This is a genomic window from Neorhizobium sp. P12A (assembly GCF_008365395.1).
Taxonomy (GTDB): domain Bacteria; phylum Pseudomonadota; class Alphaproteobacteria; order Rhizobiales; family Rhizobiaceae; genus Rhizobium.
In genome coordinates this window covers 37,470-53,441 of sequence record NZ_QOVX01000004.1, presented here as the reverse complement: position 1 = coordinate 53,441, position 15,972 = coordinate 37,470, and the positions used below count along the sequence as shown (strand labels likewise).

Here is a 15,972-nt window from a genome sequence, read left to right as displayed (position 1 = left end):
GTGCATTCTTGCGCTTATCGAACATAAGTCGCATCTAGCCTCCGTGCAACAAACACAGGAGTTCTTCCCATGCGCGCCGTCGCCTACAAGACCCCGCAACCGATTTCCGCCGAGACCTCATTGATCGACATTGAGCTGCCAGTCCCGGAAGCCCGAGGCCGTGACCTTCTGGTCGAAGTGAAAGCCGTTTCCGTCAATCCCGTCGATGTGAAGGTTCGCGCAAACGCCGCGCCCGAATCGGGCCAGGCACGCGTGCTCGGCTTCGACGCCGCCGGCGTCGTCAAGGCCGTCGGGTCTGATGCCAGCCTCTTTAAGGTCGGCGACGAGGTGTTCTATTCGGGCGTCATCAACCGGTCGGGCTCCAATGCCGAGTTCCAGCTGGTCGACGAGCGCATCGTCGGCGTCAAGCCGAGGAGCCTCGACTTTGCGGCAGCGGCCGCCCTGCCCCTGACATCGATCACGGCCTACGAGACGCTGTTCGACCGGTTGAAGGTCCAGGACCCCGTTTCCGGTGCAGCGAATGCGATCGTGATCATCGGCGGCGCCGGCGGCGTCGGTTCGATCGCCATCCAGATCGCCCGCACCCTGACCGACCTCACGATCATCGCCACCGCCTCGCGGCCGGAAACCCAGGCCTGGGTGAAGGAGCATGGCGCTCATCATGTCGTCGATCATTCCAAGCCGATCGCCCCGCAAATCGCGGCACTCGGTATCGGCGCACCCGGCTTCATCTTCTCGACGACCAATACCGATCGGCACATCGCCGATATCGTCGAAGCCATTGCGCCGCAGGGCCGCTTTGCCCTGATCGACGACCCGAAGGTGATGGATGTCATGCCGTTCAAGCGCAAGGCGGTCTCGACCCATTGGGAACTGATGTTCACCCGCCCGCTCTTCGGCACGCCCGACATGATCGAGCAAAACAAGATCCTCAACAAGATCTCCGAGCTTGTCGATGCGGGCAAAATCCAGACGACGCTGACGGAAACTGTCGGCACGATCAATGCCGCGAATCTGAAGAAGGCGCATGCCCTCGTCGAGAGCGGCAAGATGAAGGGCAAGGTCGTTCTGGCCGGCTTCTGACCCTCACCCTTGAGCTGTCCGGCCGCCGGAACAAACGCGGCCGGATTGCGTTTTTACCTTTTGGAAACAGAAATTTAATCCTCGGTTCAGGCTGTTAGCCGCCAAACTAAAAAAACGCTGCGACATTCTGGCATTAACCCACTCCGTCTCTTGACTTTTCACGATATCGGAGCGACCTATCGCCACGTGGAGAACATGCAGTTTTTCATACCGATTAACCGGAGCCATCTCACGATGCCTAGCGACAGTAGTAGTCGATTGCCTTTGCCGTCCGCGGCGTTCGTGCTCTGACCGACTCCTGTCGGCTCGCCACGATCTGCTGCGACGGCGGATCGACAGAAAGGCGAGCATATGAACATCAACAGCTTTCCTATCCGGGCTGGTAACGCTGCCCGCGCCCTCATGGGCAACACCCGCGGCACTTCGATCGCGGAACGCGTTGAGGCGCTGAACGCGGTTAGCGTGTCTGAAGCCGCTCGCACCATTTCGCACATGCCGCTGGAACGGGCCGTTGCGGTCCTCGACCGGCCGGAACTGCGCAATGCAGCACCCGTGCTCGCGCATATGAGCGCCGATGCGGCAGCCAAACTGCTTCACGGCATGTCGAATGACCGCGTTGCAGACGTGCTGCTCGAAATGGACGACGACATCCGCGCTCGCCTGTTTTCCCGGCTCGATGAGCCCGTCCAGGTCGCGATCTCGCACCTGATGGGCTATCCGCCGCGCACGGCAGGCAGCATCATGACGACGGAATTCGTCAGCGTCTATGCCAGCTGGACCGTTGCGCAGACGCTGGATCACGTTCGCCAGGTGGAGCGTTCGCGCGAAACCGTTTATGCGATCTATGTGTTGGATGACGACACGCATGCCCTGCTGCATGTGGTTACCCTGCGTCGTCTGATCACGGGTCAGGCCGATGCCTGCATTCTCTCGATCGCCCAGAAGGGTACGCCTATCACGGCCAGCCCGCTGATGCGCCAGGAGGACGTTGCTCGCCTGATCCGCAAGCACGATCTTCTTGCCCTGCCCGTCACAGATGAAAACGGTCACGTGCTCGGCATCGTCACGGTCGACGACGTGATCGACACGATGATTGCCGACACCACCGAATCCGCACAGCGTTTCGGCGGTATGGAAGCCCTTGGCAAGCCGTATATGAAAATCAGCTTCGCCGGCATGATCCGCAAGCGCGCCGGCTGGCTCTGTGCCCTCTTCCTCGGCGAGATGCTGACGGCAAGCGCCATGCAGCATTTCGAAGGCGAGCTTGAGAAGGCCGTCGTGCTAACGCTTTTCATTCCGCTGATCATGAGCTCTGGCGGCAACTCAGGTTCGCAGGCAACGTCGCTGATCATCCGGGCACTTGCTGTCGGCGAGTTGAAGCTCTCCGATTGGTGGCGGGTACTGCTGCGCGAAATTCCAAGCGGTATCGTGCTCGGCGCCATCCTCGGCATCGTCGGCATGGCACGCGTCATCTTCTGGCAGCAGACCGGCCTCTACGACTACGGTCCGCACTGGCAGCTGGTCGCCTTGACGGTCTTTGCCGCCCTTGTCGGCATCGTCACGTTCGGCTCTCTCTCCGGCTCGATGCTGCCGTTCATATTGCAGAAGCTGCGTCTCGATCCGGCAACGGCATCTGCGCCCTTCGTCGCAACGCTGGTCGACGTCACCGGGTTGGTCATCTACTTCTCGGTGGCCTTGCTGATCCTCAGCGGCACGCTGCTCTGATCTCAATCCAACGGGATTTCGAAGGGGCCGGAGACGGCCCCTTTTTTCATGCGCCTTCCGGCAGCTTGAGCACGCCGCCCGTCTTCATGGTACGGATAGCAAAATTCGAGCGAATGTCGCTGACGTTCGGCAAAGTCAGCAACGTCTCGGTCAGCAGCCGCTCATAGGCAGCCAGATCTTCCACGACCACTTCGGCCAAGAAATCCGCCGTTCCCGATATGAGGAAACAGGAGACGATCTCCGGGATGGCCAGCAGCGCCGCCTGCTGCGCCTCGGAATTTTCGCGGGTGTGATGTGCTACCTTCAATTCGACAAAGATCGTCAATCCGAGACCGACCTCCTTTCGGTCGATGTCCGCACGGTAGCCGCGGATGACGCCCGATTTTTCGAGGTTACGAATACGGCGCAGACAAGGCGACGGCGAAAGGTTTACCTTTTCCGCAATCTCGACATTGGTGGCGCGCGCATCCTCCTGCAGGCATTTCAGGATGGCGAGATCGAACTTATCCAGATTTGGCATCTTTTGTAATTCTGATGATAGAATTTGGCAGATCATTGCTGATAGCACGATTTTGACGCCATAGATAGCAAGGACATGCCCTGCCCATTGGCAGTATCTTTTTCTTCGACCGGACAGGATCCGGATGGAGAAAAGGAGTAGATCGATGAGCGCTCTGACATTTTCGACCGAGAAGTCTTCGTCTCCCGCCGCAGGCTATGTCGGCGGGGCCGTGACCGTGCTGATCTGGGCCACCTGGATTCTCGCCACGCGCCACAGCGCCGCGACCAAGCTTGGGACGATCGACATCGGGCTCATCCGATATGGCATTCCGGCGATCGTTCTCGCGCCGGTCTGGCTGAAGACCGGTCTGCTGCCGAAGCAGGTTCCGTTGAAAATCCTGGCGCTGATGGTCACTGGTGCCGGGGCGGTCTTCTTCCAGTTGACGACGCACGCGATCCATTCCACGCCCGCGGCCTCCGCCGGCATTCTTCTCGGTGGTTCGATGCCGCTTGCAACCGCGCTGATCGGCGTCGTGCTCTTCAAGGAGCGCCCCGATATCACGCGTTGGGTTGGCCTTGGGGCAATTGTCGTCGGCGTCACGATCCTGCTTTTGCGCAGCCTTTCCGATGCGAGCCTTCCCGGAACGAGCTTCATCCTGCTTCCCGCCGGCGCCGTTCTCTGGGCCTGCTACACCCATGCATTCCGTCGCTCCGGCCTCACCGCCATCCAGGCAAGCGCACTGATCGCCATCTGGTCCTTCCTGATCAATCTGGCGCTGGCCTTCGTCTTCGGCACATCGCTGATGGAGGTGCCGCTTCCGGAGATCGGTCTGCAGGCGCTGAGCCAAGGATTGCTGTCAGGGCTTGCCGCAACCGTGGCCTACGGCATTGCCGTGCAGCGGCTCGGCGGCACACAGGCAGCGACCTTCACCGCGATCACGCCGGTGCTGACAACGATCGGAGGCGGCGTGCTGCTCGGCGAAGAGATCGGTTTTGCCGAGATTGCCGCCGCCGTCATCACCGGCGCGGGGGTGGCATTGTCGACAGGAATTCTGAGCAAGCGGTAGCGCTGCATCTCCAGCGAATATCTCAAGCGTAAAACGGGCCGAAAAAACAAAGCGGCCCGTCGTCGTTATTCTCGCGAAGCGCGTCTATTACATATTCGGATAGACCGGCCCCTCACCGCCCTGCGGGGGGACCCAGTTGATATTCTGGTTGGGGTCCTTGATGTCGCAGGTCTTGCAGTGGACGCAGTTCTGGGCGTTGATGACGTAGGTTTCCTTGCCGTCCTTCTCCACCCATTCATAGACGCCGGCCGGACAGTAGCGGGTCGACGGACCTGCGAAGATGTCGTGCTCGGACGACTTCTGCAGCGCCATGTCCTTCACCTTCAGATGGACCGGCTCGTTCTCCTCGTGATTGGTGTTCGACAGGAACACCGAGGACAGGCGGTCGAAGGTGAGCACGCCATCCGGCTTCGGATAGGCAATCTTCTTGTGCTTGGCGGCCGGCTCCAGCGACTGGGCGTCCGTCTTGCCATGCTTCAGCGTGCCGAAGAAGGAGAATCCGAAGAGCTGGTTCGTCCACATGTCGAGGCCGCCAAGGCCGATGCCGACGAGCGTGCCGAACTTCGACCAGAGCGGCTTGACGTTGCGCACCCGCTTCAGGTCCTTGCCGATCGCCGACGAGCGCCACTCGTTCTCGATCTCGATGACCTCGTCGTTGGCGCGGCCCGACGCGATCGCTGCCGCGATCTTGTCGGCGGCCAGCATGCCCGAGAGTACAGCATTGTGGCTGCCCTTGATGCGCGGCACGTTGACGAAGCCGGCCGAGCAGCCGATCAGCGCGCCGCCGGCAAAGGTCAGTTTCGGCACGGACTGATAGCCGCCCTCGGTGATGGCGCGGGCGCCATAGGAGAGCCGCTTGCCACCTTCGAATGTGCCGCGGATCGCCGGATGTGTCTTGAAGCGCTGGAATTCTTCGAAGGGATAGAGATAGGGGTTCTTGTAGTTCAGGTGCATCACGAAGCCGACGGCGACGAGATTGTCTTCCAGATGATAAAGGAAGGAGCCGCCGCCTGTGTTCATGTCCAGCGGCCAGCCGAACGAATGCTGGACGAGACCCTGCTTGTGGTTTTCCGGCTTCACCTGCCAGAGTTCCTTGATGCCGATGCCGAATTTCTGGGGCTCGGCATCCCTCGACAGGTCGAATTTGGCGATCAACTGCTTGGCCAGCGAGCCACGCACGCCTTCGCCGATCAGCACATATTTGCCGAGCAACTCCATGCCGCGCGTGTAGTTGGGGCCGGGCTCGCCGTTCTTCTCGATGCCCATGTCGCCGGTCGCAACGCCGATGACGGCACCTTCGTCATTATAAAGGACTTCGGTTGCGGCAAAGCCCGGATAGATCTCGACGCCGAGACCTTCGGCCTTTTCGGCCAGCCAGCGACAGACGTTTCCGAGCGAGACGATGTAATTGCCGTGATTGCTCATCAGCGGCGGCATGATGAAATTCGGCAGGCGGATCGATCCGGCCGGACCGAGAAACAGGAAATGGTCGGCGGTGACTTCGGTCTTGAAGGGATGCCCCTCCTCTTCGCGCCAGCCGGGCAGCAGGCGGTCGATGCCGATGGGATCGACGACGGCGCCGGAAAGAATATGCGCGCCGACTTCCGCCCCCTTCTCGAGCACGACGACGGTCAGATCCGGATTGACCTGCTTCAGGCGTATCGCAGCCGACAGGCCGGCCGGGCCTGCACCAACGATCACAACGTCGAATTCCATGCTCTCGCGTTCGGGCAGTTCACTTGCTTCGGTCATTCAGATCTCCGCCGGTCGTATGCGACCCCATTTCCCCGTTTTGGCTTTATCTCTTGTCAAAACATAAAGGGATTGTCGAGCCGTCAAGCGACAGGCAATGGCTCAATTCGCACCTGATGAAAGTGGTGGGCACAATCGCCCGCATATGCCCTTTCAATGTCTGCCCGCCTCGATCATAAATTCCCTGATATCGAAGTTGGATTTCGCAGAGAAAGGCCCCGTCATGGATCTCGGTATAAAGGGAAAACGCGCACTCGTTCTGGCTTCTTCCAAGGGCCTCGGTCATGGCATTGCCGTCGCGCTGGCGCGGGAGGGGGCAAATGTGCTGCTTTGCGGCCGCAGCGGCGAGATCCTTGAGGCAAACTGCGCGGCAATCAATGCCGAGGGCCACGGCAGAGCCGACTGGATATGGGCTGACCTCACAGACGAGAATTTCATTGCGACCGTCGGCAGGGGCGTTGCCGACAAGTTCGGCGGCCTTGATATTCTCGTCAACAATAGCGGCGGCCCGACACCGGGCACGACCGAGGACATGACGGAGGAGAAGCTGGAAACCTACTTCATCTCCATGGTCGCACGCATCATCTCGCTGACGAACAGCCTGCTGCCCGGCATGAAGAAGCAGGGTTGGGGCCGTATCCTGACCGTCGCGTCCTCCGGGATCATCGAGCCGATCACGAACCTGGCGCTCTCCAACACCATGCGACCGGCTCTCGCCGGCTGGAGCAAGACGCTTGCAAGCGAGGTTGCGAGCCACGGTATAACGGCCAATATGCTCCTGCCGGGAAGCATCGCCACTGCCCGCCTTAACGACATCGACACTGCGAACGCCAAGCGCACGGGTAGAAGCATGGACGATATTCGCGCCGAAAGGCAGGCTCGAATCCCCGCCGGACGCTATGGGCGAGTCGACGAATTTGCCGCTACCGCCGCCTTTTTGTGCAGCGAGCCGGCGAGCTACATCACCGGCGCAATGATCCGCTGCGACGGAGGTGCGGCCCGATCGGTTTGATTCTCACCGAGATATCTCGAAAATGTGAAGGGCGGCGCCCTGCCCGCCGCCTTGCAATCATATTGCCGCTCCGGCGCAGATTCGGAGCTGCAGCCATCCATTTGAATGACAATTGACGCCTTAAGAGGCCTTTGAAGCGCTTCGAATGACAGTTTCAGCATCAAAAACCGGAGCTTTTTATCGTCCGGATGATGCACCGCAACATGACCGCGCCCACCAAAGCTTTCCAAGCTTTAATTTTTCGGCTGGGTGAACTGTGTTAAGTTGAGCGTGAACTAGCGTTCATAATTTGACGTTATAGGGATGAGAAAATTGTCCCAGAATGGTGGTTGGTGGCGATGTGATTGGCTGTGGCGGCCTGTAATTTGTTTTGCGCCGCAAAAAGTCAAATTGCCGGTTACCGCTTGCGCCCCACAACTCGCCTCGACCGGTTCTTAAATATGAAGAAATTTTGGCTTACCTTCGGCATTCTCATTGTTGCCGCCTTCGCGGTTTGGTCCTACCGCGATCGCATTCCTTACGTCTCAGCGCTCATCGACAAAGCGTCTGCTGCGACGAAAAGCGGCGACACGACCACCGCCTCCAAGTCTAAGGCCAAACAGGCCGGGCCGATCAGTGTAAAGACGGTTGCCGCTGTCAAGACCGCGCTGCCGATCGATGTTTCGGCGACCGGATGGGTAGTGCCGATCGACTCGACGACGATCGCGGCGCAAGAAGCCGGGCTGATCACGCAGATCGCGGTTAAGGACGGTGCGACCGTCAAGGCCGGCGATCTGATCGCCAAGCTCGATCCGCGCACAGCGCAAGCTGCCGTCACCAAGGACCAGGCAAATCTTGCCAAAGACCAGGCAAACCTGGCCCAAGCCGAAACGGCATTGACCCGCGCAAATAGCCTGCTCACCAGCAATGCCGGCACTCAGGCGACCGCCGACGAAGCCCGCGGCGCGCGAGACGCAGCCGTCGCGACCGTGAACGCCGACCAGGCACAGATTGCTTCGGATCAGGTTCTCCTCGAACACACCGATATCCGCGCGCCCTATGACGGCCGCCTCGGCGACGTTCAGTTGAGCCTTGGCGCCTATGTCAACCCCGGCACCGCAGTCGTGACCATCAGCAAGTACGATCCGGCATACATCAAGTTCACCATGCAGGAAAACAACCTGCGCGAACTGCAGGAGCAGATGGCCGCAGGCCCGGTCAAGGTCACCACCGTTCCACGCTCCGCGCAGGGCAAGGCCCGTACCGGAACGATCACCTTCTATGACAACACGGTTGACCAGGCTTCCGGAACGATCGCCGTCAAGGCAACCTTCGAGAACGCCAACGGCGCTTTATGGCCGGGACGCTCCGCGAACGTCATGGTCCATTTTGCCGACAACGAGCAGTTAGTCGTTGTTCCGACCGTTGCGGTCAGCCCCGGACCGGATGGCTACATCGCTTTCGTGGTGAAGGACAACAAGGTCAAGGTCACGCCGGTGACGATTGCGCGCGCCAACGGCAGCCGCACGGCCGTCGCTACGGGCCTCTCGGTCGGCGACCATGTCGTCGTCGAGGGCCAGTCGCAGCTGAACAACGGCACCGAGGTCAAGGAACAATTCAGCGACAATCCGAGCGAGAAGGTCGCCTCGGCCGATGATGGCAAGACCGAAACCATCGCAGTTGGAGCACAGCAATGATCCCAGCCTTCTGTATCCAGCGACCGGTCGCCACAACGCTTCTTGCCATCGGCGTGGTTCTGGCCGGTCTCGCCGGCTACCAGCTCATCCCCGTCGCGGCGGTGCCGCAGGTGGACTTCCCGACGATTAACGTTTCGGCCCAGCTGACAGGGGCCTCGCCGCAAACCATGGCGACATCGGTCGCCACGCCGCTCATCAAGCAGTTCGAGACGATCCCGGGCATCAGCGAAATTTCCTCGACGAACTCGCTCGGCAATACCAGCATCGTGCTGCAGTTCAACCTCGACCGCAACATCGACGCCGCCGCAGGCGACGTGCAGGCGGCGATCTCGACCGCACAACGGAAACTACCGAACAATCTGACCACGCCGCCGAGCTACAGGAAGACCAATCCTGCCGATGCGCCGGTCATGCTCATCGCCGTACAAAGCGATACGCTTCAGCGCAGCAAGCTCGACGATATCGCCGAGAACATCATCGCTCCATCGCTTTCGACACTGCCGGGCGTTGCCGAAGTGAACGTAAACGGCGCGCAGACCTATGCCGTGCGTATCGACGTCGATCCGAACAAGCTTCTCGATCGCGGTATCGGTATCGATTCGGTCAATAGCGCCGTCGTCAACGCCAACAACCAGGTCCCGGTTGGTACGCTGCAAGATGCCGCGCAAAGCATGACGATCAATGCGGATACGCAGCGCGTCAACGCCGACCAGTTTCGCACGCTGGTTATCGCCAATCCCAACGGCAATCCTATCCATCTCGGCGATGTCGCCGATGTGCAGGACAGCGTCCAAAATCAGAATATCGGCAGCTGGTACGATGGCCAGCGGGCGATCATCCTGGCTATCCAGCGCCAGCCGGACGCCAATACGGTTGATGTCGTCGACTCCATCTACAAGACGTTGCCGAAGCTGAGCGCCGAAATGCCGGCTTCCGTCAAAATGACCGTCATGAACGACTCGGCCCAGCCGATCCGCGAGGCCATTTCCGACGTCAAGTTCACGTTGATGCTGACCATCGGCCTCGTCGTTCTTGTCATCTACCTGTTCACGGGCCACGTTACGGCAACGATCATTCCCGGCCTCGCCGTGCCTCTATCGCTGATCTCGACCTTCGGCATGATGTATGTGCTCGGCTACAGCGTCGACAACATCTCACTGCTCGGATTGACGATCGCCGTGGGCCTCGTGGTGGACGACGCGATCGTCATGCTGGAGAATATTCTCCGGCATATGGAAGAAGGCATGCCTGTGCGGCAGGCAGCCCTGAAGGGTGCGGCTGAAGTCAGTTACACCATCATCTCAATGTCGATCTCGCTGATCGCGGTCTTCATCCCCATCCTTCTGATGGGCGGTGTCGTCGGCCGCATCTTCAACGAGTTCGGCATGGTCGTGGCGATTGCCATCGTCTCTTCGGCCATCGTTTCGCTGACCGTCACGCCAATGCTTGGCTCGCGTCTCTCCAGCGCCCACAGCCATCCTCCCCTGCCTGTCCGACTGTTCAACAAGGGCTTCAACTGGACTGAAGTGAATTACGGCAAGGGCGTCGAATGGTGTCTTCGCCATCGCGTCACGGTGATTGGATGCTTTCTTGCCTCGGTGGCTCTGTCCGCCTATCTCTTCGTCACCTTGCCGGCCAGCTTCTTCCCACAGGAAGACATCGGTCGCCTGCAAATCTCGACCCGTGCTCGCCAGGATATTTCCTATCCGGCCATGCGTGATCTGCAAAACCAGGCCGCGGCCGCGATCAAGGCAAATCCGGCTGTCGAGCATGTGATGTCGGTTGTCGGCGCCAGCGCTCGCCAAACCCTCAACAACGGCACGATCTATGCCCAGTTGAAGGATAAGAAGGATCGCGAGCCGCTCGACAAAACGCTGCGTGAAATGCGCGCCGCGGTGTCGCAGATTCCGGGCATCCAGGTCTTCATCAACCCGCAGCAGAGCCTGCGCTTTGGCGGACGCCAGACCGCCAGCCAGTATCAGCTCATCATCCAGGCCCTCAATGCTGACCTGACGAACCAGTGGGCCAACAAGATGCTGCAAGAAATGCGCAAGGATCCGCGGTTTACCGACGTGACCACCGATGCGCAGTACAACGCGCTTCAGGCCAATGTCGTCGTCGACATGGAAAAGGCAGCCGCCTACGGGATCAACAACAACCTGCTGCGCACGACGCTCGAAGAGGCCTTCTCCGACTACGCAGCTGCGCAGATCCAGTCGACCGGCGACAGCTATGACGTGATCATCGAATACGATGCCAACCAGCCCTGGGACGACCAGAAACTGTCGCGCATCCATGTCACGTCCTCGAAGGGTGAGCAGGTTCCATTGTCGGCCTTTGCGCACATCGTACGCAATACCGGACCGGTAACGATCAACCAGACGGGCCAGCTCGTTTCAACCACCGTGTCCTTCAACCTGCCGGCCGGCGAACCGCTTGGCGACGCAACCGGCGTGATCGAACAGATCAAGAAGGACATCAACATGCCGGCTGACGTCTTCACGTCATACGGCGGCACGGCACAGATCTTCCAGCAGTCGCAGGGCAGCACGCCTTACCTGATCCTGGCGGCCGTTCTGACGATCTATGTGGTGCTCGGCGTTCTCTACGAGAGCTTCATCCATCCGCTGACCATTCTTTCCGGTCTGCCGGCTGCCGCTCTCGGTGCACTGCTCGCGCTCAAGCTTTTCGGCTTCGACCTCTCGGTCATCGCTCTCATCGGCTTGCTGATGCTGATCGGTATCGTGAAGAAAAACGCGATCATGATGATCGACGTGGCGCTGGAAACATTGCGATCGACCGAGGGCATATCGCCGATCGAGGCGATCCACGAAGCCTGCGTGCGCCGTTTCCGCCCGATCATGATGACGACGTTCTGCGCTCTGCTCGGCGCTCTGCCGATCGCGCTCGGCGGTGGTGCGAGCTCGGAGCTGCGCCAGCCGCTCGGTATCGCTGTCGTCGGCGGTCTGGTCGTCTCGCAGGTCCTGACGCTGTTCATCACCCCTGTCATCTTCATCGAGATGAACCGACTGAACAATTTCGTCGGCCGCCTCGGCCGCAAGAAGCACCAGGAGCCGGAAGAACACGTTCCGACCGCCATCGCGGCGGAGTAAGACGGGAATACATCATCGAACGGGCGCCCATTCGGCGCCCGTTTTGTTTGAGCCTTGCGCTTGAAGCTTAGCCATGCCATGACGCGCCCTCTTTGATGAAAGGCGCGTCTCGCCTTTTCCGGGGCTCCGTTCCCCTTCCAGACATTTTTGGCAGTAAGGAGTGCGAGCATGGCTCAGGCACTGGGTTTTGACTTCGGTACGACGAATACGGTGCTGGCGCTTGCCGACGGGCGCGACACACGGTCGGTCGCGTTCACCAGCACGGCGGGTACGGCAGACAGCATGCGCACCGCGCTGTCCTTCATGAAGGATCCTGATCTCGGCGCCTCTGCGCTGAAGGTCGAGGCGGGGCATGCCGCGATCCGGCAGTTCATCGACAATCCAGGCGACTGCCGCTTCCTGCAGTCGATCAAGACCTTTGCGGCAAGCGCCCTCTTTCAGGGGACCTTGATCTTTGCCAAGCGCCACTCCTTTGAAGACCTGATGGAAATCTTCGTGCGCCGGCTCCGCGCCTATGCAGGCGAAGGCTGGCCATCGGGCATCGGCCGCATCGTTACCGGCCGGCCAGTCCATTTTGCCGGCGCCAACCCCGATCCGGCGCTTGCCACCCAGCGCTATAACGAAGCCCTATCGCGTTTCGGATTTCCGGAGATCCACTATGTCTACGAACCCGTCGCCGCCGCGTTCTATTTCGCCCAGAACCTGAAATCAGATGCGACGGTCCTGGTTGCCGACTTCGGCGGCGGTACGACGGACTATTCGCTCATCCGCTTCGAGACCAAGGCCGGAAAGCTGACGGCGCAGCCGATCGGCCATTCGGGTGTCGGTGTAGCCGGCGACCATTTCGACTTCCGCATGATCGATAACATCGTCTCGCCGGAGATCGGCAAGGGCAGCCAGTTCAAGAGTTTCGACAAGCTGCTGGATGTCCCCTCCTCCTACTATGCGAATTTCGGCCGCTGGAACCAGCTTTCCATCTTCAAGACCTCGCGTGAGTTTGCAGAATTGAGGAAGCTGGTGCGCACCAGCATGGAACCGGAAAAGCTGGAGACCTTCATCGAGCTTGTCGATCACGACGAAGGCTATCCGCTCTACCAGGCCGTCTCGGCGACGAAGATGGCGCTATCGGCGACTGACGAAGCAGAGTTCAATTTCCCGCCGCTCGGGGCCGCCGGGCGCAAGACGGTACGTCGCGCCGATTTCGAGAGCTGGATTGTCGATGATCTGGCACGGATAGAAGGCGCGCTGGACGACATTCTGGAGAAGACCAACACGGCCGCGGGCGATATCGACAAGATCTTCCTCACGGGCGGCACATCGTTCGTTCCTGCCGTGCGGCGCATTTTCACCGAGCGCTTCGACGCCGATCGCATCGAGACCGGCGGTGAGCTGCTGTCCATCGCCCACGGTCTGGCGCTCATCGGCGAACGCGACGACATCACCCAGTGGACCGCATAGGGAACAGAGCGTTGGCGGGTGAAGACGCCCTTCCCTACCTGCCGGCACTTCGATAGACTCTGCCCATGATCTCCGCCAGCGACCTATCCCCGGCCGAACTCGCCGCACTTCTGCATTTCCATGCGGATGCCGGCGTCGACTGGCTGTTGGAGGAAGAGCCCGTCGACCGCTTTGCGGAATTCGAAGCAATGAAGCTGACGCGGCAGGGTGCGCGCGCAAGCCAGCCGAGAATTGACGCGCCGTCGCAGGCGCCTGCGTCAGCCGCTCGCGCGCAGACGGAACGCCGGCCCGCCGAACGCCAACCGGCACCTTCGGCCTCACCACAATCGCGCAATGCGCCAGCCATTCCCGACGACCAGGCGATCGAGCAGGCAAGGTTCGCCGCCGAGAGCGCACGCTCGCTCAGCGAACTGAAGACAGCGCTGGAAGCCTTCAATGGCTGCAATCTCAAGAATAGCGCCCGCTCGACCGTCTTTGCGACCGGCGATCTGGAAAGCCGCATCATGGTGATCGGGCCGATGCCTGGCGCCGACGACGATCGCGAAGGAATTCCTTTCGCCGGGAAGGCCGGGCAGATGCTGGATCGTATGCTCGGGGCTATCGGCCTTGATCGCCAGCAGATCATGCTGACGAACGTCATTGCCTGGCGGCCGCCGGGTAACCGTGCGCCCTCGGTACCGGAAATGGAAATATGCCGGCCCTTCATCGATCGGCAAATCACGCTGGCGGAGCCGAAGGTGCTGCTGCTGCTCGGCAACTTCACGGCGCGATTCTTCTTCGGTGGCAATGACACGATTCTTGGGGTTCGTGGCCAGTGGCGCGACGTCTGGATATCGGGAACCAAGATACCGGCCATGGCGAGCCTCCATCCACAGGAATTGCTCACCGCCCCAATCAACAAGAGATTGGCCTGGAACGACCTTTTGGCGTTCAAATCGCGTGTTCGGACGGAATTCCCCGGCTAAAGTTTCGGCAATATTAAAGTAAAATGAAACAAGCCATGTATTTTTCGCATAGCAGTACCACATTTGGGCACATTGCAGAATCAATGCTGCACTGCAATATTAGCGTTGTGTCTTGGGAGGAAACCCGATTGTCAGGAACCAAGGCCATGACCGCACGCTATCGTCCTATCCATTGTGGGTTTGAAACCCTCCGCCATGCCAGCGAATCGGCACGCAACAGCCAGACCTACCGCCGCATCGGTTCCGCTGCCAATGAGCAGCTGATTGCCCGGGGCACAGGTATTTCCGCGCGTGTTGCCCGTCCAACAGCCATTTTCTCCGATTTTCGCGAGTGCTGATCTGTGCTTGTCACCAACATCATGCAGGGCCAAGCGCAGCTGAAATCCAATGCGATTTCGGCAAGGGCAGGATGAAAATCCTGCCCTTTTTATTTTCGCATTTTCAGTAGACCTTTTCATCACGCAAGCGCCGGGCAATTTGCCCGGCGTTTTTTATGTGCCGCTTGCGCCCATATTCTGGGTCGCCCAGGCAAAGGCTTCGTCGACAATCGAAAGCTTGACGGCCTGCCAGCCGCAATATTCGTCGAGAAAATCGCGTGACATCCACAGCTGCGTTTTCTTCGGAGGATCGTACCAGCCGACGCAGCCTCGACCAGCGGCCTTCCGCAACAGTCGCTGCAGATGCGTTCGCGACATCATGAATTGTCCGGCGAGAACACGCGTGTCGATCCGGCCGATATCAATCTGCTCATTGTTCCGAACCTGGCAATCGAGGTTAGCGATCAGATGATCGACCACCAATCCACCCGCTTCCGTCCACAGGAAGAGCCCTACCCGCTCCGGTGGCTCGCGCCAACGAAGATCGTTCAGGCAATTGCGAGCCACCCGCGGCTGCAAGAGATGCATGAGGTGCGGGTTGGCGGAGAGGACATCGGCGCGATTGCCGTTGTCGAGCAGATCGAGTGCGGCCAGATTGGCAAGGCACCATCCGAACATCGCCTTCTGACTGACATCAGTTGGCACATATCGCCGTGGACGGCGTCCCTCCTCCTCTGGAGGGGAGAGGATGAAGCGATAGGTCTTCAACTCTTCGATGAAACTCAGAACGGTATTCCGGCTCGCGACGCGATATTCGGTGATCGCATCCCTCAGGCCCACCGTGGTCAGCCCCGAAAACGGCTGGGCCGGATCACGCTCGTGATGGAGCGCATAGGCAACCTGCGTCAGAAGCCAGCGTTGATGGGACGCGAGAAGACGGGCGAGCCTCGGCCCATTGTCAAAGCGCTCTCGCAGAGTTTTCGCCAGAAAGCGAAGGGAGGGGACGATATTGGGATGACGAGCAATCTGCTCGGCTGGGAGCGTCAAGATGGGCCTCCTCATGCGCCCAAAACACACAAAAGAATTCTTCCGGACAAGAACGTCCGGCTTATATTTTCGTTCGAGATGCCACTCCAGGCAGGAGCCCGGAGCATCACATAGCATGCTATAATTGTGCGAAAGCTCCGATCATGCAAGATCATTCACTTATAAATTATCGCTGTTCTCCGAGCAACGCTGACCGTCTTGAAGACGTGCTTCGCCGTCCATGATGTCGCTTGCGTCAGTGCCTGTCGCGATTGAT

General features: G+C 59.8%; 12 protein-coding genes. 9 read left to right on the top strand and 3 right to left on the bottom strand.

Features of this window, described 5'->3' with window-relative positions; translation table 11 throughout:
* The first annotated feature begins 69 nt into the window (after positions 1-69).
* Positions 70-1,083 (top strand): zinc-binding alcohol dehydrogenase family protein, encoded by a 1,014-nt coding sequence (locus DTW90_RS14540; protein WP_149339202.1) that lies wholly within the window; start codon positions 70-72, stop codon positions 1,081-1,083.
* 351 nt (positions 1,084-1,434) lie between these two features.
* Positions 1,435-2,808 (top strand): magnesium transporter, encoded by a 1,374-nt coding sequence (mgtE, locus tag DTW90_RS14535; protein ID WP_149339200.1) that lies wholly within the window; start codon positions 1,435-1,437, stop codon positions 2,806-2,808.
* A 46-nt stretch (positions 2,809-2,854) separates the two neighbouring features.
* Here the strand turns inward: mgtE and DTW90_RS14530 are convergent, their stop codons facing one another.
* Positions 2,855-3,328: an Lrp/AsnC family transcriptional regulator gene (locus tag DTW90_RS14530; protein ID WP_149339198.1), complete on the bottom strand. Its 474-nt coding sequence runs from the start codon at positions 3,326-3,328 to the stop codon at positions 2,855-2,857.
* A gap of 145 nt (positions 3,329-3,473) precedes the next feature.
* On the opposite strand from DTW90_RS14530, the gene DTW90_RS14525 reads away from it, so the two are divergent.
* A complete protein-coding gene (locus DTW90_RS14525) occupies positions 3,474-4,376 on the top strand; it encodes a DMT family transporter (RefSeq protein ID WP_149339196.1) in 903 nt (300 codons plus the stop codon).
* Positions 4,377-4,463: 87 nt separating this feature from the next.
* Here DTW90_RS14525 and DTW90_RS14520 read toward each other — a convergent pair whose 3' ends face one another.
* A complete protein-coding gene (locus DTW90_RS14520) occupies positions 4,464-6,128 on the bottom strand; it encodes an electron transfer flavoprotein-ubiquinone oxidoreductase (RefSeq protein WP_149339194.1) in 1,665 nt (554 codons plus the stop codon).
* Between the two features lie 223 nt (positions 6,129-6,351).
* On the opposite strand from DTW90_RS14520, the gene DTW90_RS14515 reads away from it, so the two are divergent.
* From DTW90_RS14515 to DTW90_RS14490, 6 genes are all read left to right on the top strand, one after another.
* The gene (locus DTW90_RS14515; protein ID WP_132517366.1) at positions 6,352-7,140 is read left to right on the top strand and encodes an SDR family oxidoreductase; all 789 of its coding nucleotides are present in this window, start codon (positions 6,352-6,354) and stop codon (positions 7,138-7,140) included.
* Between the two features lie 440 nt (positions 7,141-7,580).
* Positions 7,581-8,816, top strand: coding sequence for an efflux RND transporter periplasmic adaptor subunit (locus DTW90_RS14510; protein ID WP_132517368.1), 1,236 nt, complete (start codon positions 7,581-7,583; stop codon positions 8,814-8,816).
* Positions 8,813-11,929, top strand: coding sequence for an efflux RND transporter permease subunit (locus DTW90_RS14505; protein WP_132517370.1), 3,117 nt, complete (start codon positions 8,813-8,815; stop codon positions 11,927-11,929). Before DTW90_RS14510 ends, DTW90_RS14505 begins: the two co-directional genes overlap by 4 nt.
* 168 nt (positions 11,930-12,097) lie before the next feature.
* Entirely contained in the window at positions 12,098-13,387 is a 1,290-nt protein-coding gene (locus DTW90_RS14500) for an Hsp70 family protein (protein ID WP_149339192.1), read from the top strand.
* A gap of 65 nt (positions 13,388-13,452) precedes the next feature.
* A complete protein-coding gene (locus DTW90_RS14495) occupies positions 13,453-14,352 on the top strand; it encodes a uracil-DNA glycosylase (RefSeq protein ID WP_149339190.1) in 900 nt (299 codons plus the stop codon).
* Positions 14,353-14,498: 146 nt separating this feature from the next.
* On the top strand, positions 14,499-14,690 hold the full coding sequence (locus DTW90_RS14490; protein ID WP_149339590.1) for a hypothetical protein: 192 nt from the start codon (positions 14,499-14,501) through the stop codon (positions 14,688-14,690).
* Between the two features lie 153 nt (positions 14,691-14,843).
* On the opposite strand, the gene DTW90_RS14485 is transcribed toward DTW90_RS14490, so the two are convergent.
* On the bottom strand, positions 14,844-15,716 hold the full coding sequence (locus DTW90_RS14485) for a hypothetical protein (RefSeq protein WP_149339188.1): 873 nt from the start codon (positions 15,714-15,716) through the stop codon (positions 14,844-14,846).
* Positions 15,717-15,972: the final 256 nt, after the last annotated feature.

Bases quoted from the DNA above. Each gene is read 5' to 3' on its own strand.
- DTW90_RS14510 (WP_132517368.1), top strand. From the start codon at position 7,581: ATGAAGAAATTTTGGCTTACCTTCGGCATTCTCATTGTTGCCGCCTTC.
- DTW90_RS14515 (WP_132517366.1), top strand. From the start codon at position 6,352: ATGGATCTCGGTATAAAGGGAAAACGCGCACTCGTTCTGGCTTCTTCC.
- DTW90_RS14495 (WP_149339190.1), top strand. From the start codon at position 13,453: ATGATCTCCGCCAGCGACCTATCCCCGGCCGAACTCGCCGCACTTCTG.
- DTW90_RS14540 (WP_149339202.1), top strand. From the start codon at position 70: ATGCGCGCCGTCGCCTACAAGACCCCGCAACCGATTTCCGCCGAGACC.
- DTW90_RS14505 (WP_132517370.1), top strand. From the start codon at position 8,813: ATGATCCCAGCCTTCTGTATCCAGCGACCGGTCGCCACAACGCTTCTT.
- DTW90_RS14525 (WP_149339196.1), top strand. From the start codon at position 3,474: ATGAGCGCTCTGACATTTTCGACCGAGAAGTCTTCGTCTCCCGCCGCA.
- DTW90_RS14530 (WP_149339198.1), bottom strand. From the start codon at position 3,328: ATGCCAAATCTGGATAAGTTCGATCTCGCCATCCTGAAATGCCTGCAG.
- mgtE (WP_149339200.1), top strand. From the start codon at position 1,435: ATGAACATCAACAGCTTTCCTATCCGGGCTGGTAACGCTGCCCGCGCC.
- DTW90_RS14520 (WP_149339194.1), bottom strand. From the start codon at position 6,128: ATGACCGAAGCAAGTGAACTGCCCGAACGCGAGAGCATGGAATTCGAC.
- DTW90_RS14500 (WP_149339192.1), top strand. From the start codon at position 12,098: ATGGCTCAGGCACTGGGTTTTGACTTCGGTACGACGAATACGGTGCTG.
- DTW90_RS14490 (WP_149339590.1), top strand. From the start codon at position 14,499: ATGACCGCACGCTATCGTCCTATCCATTGTGGGTTTGAAACCCTCCGC.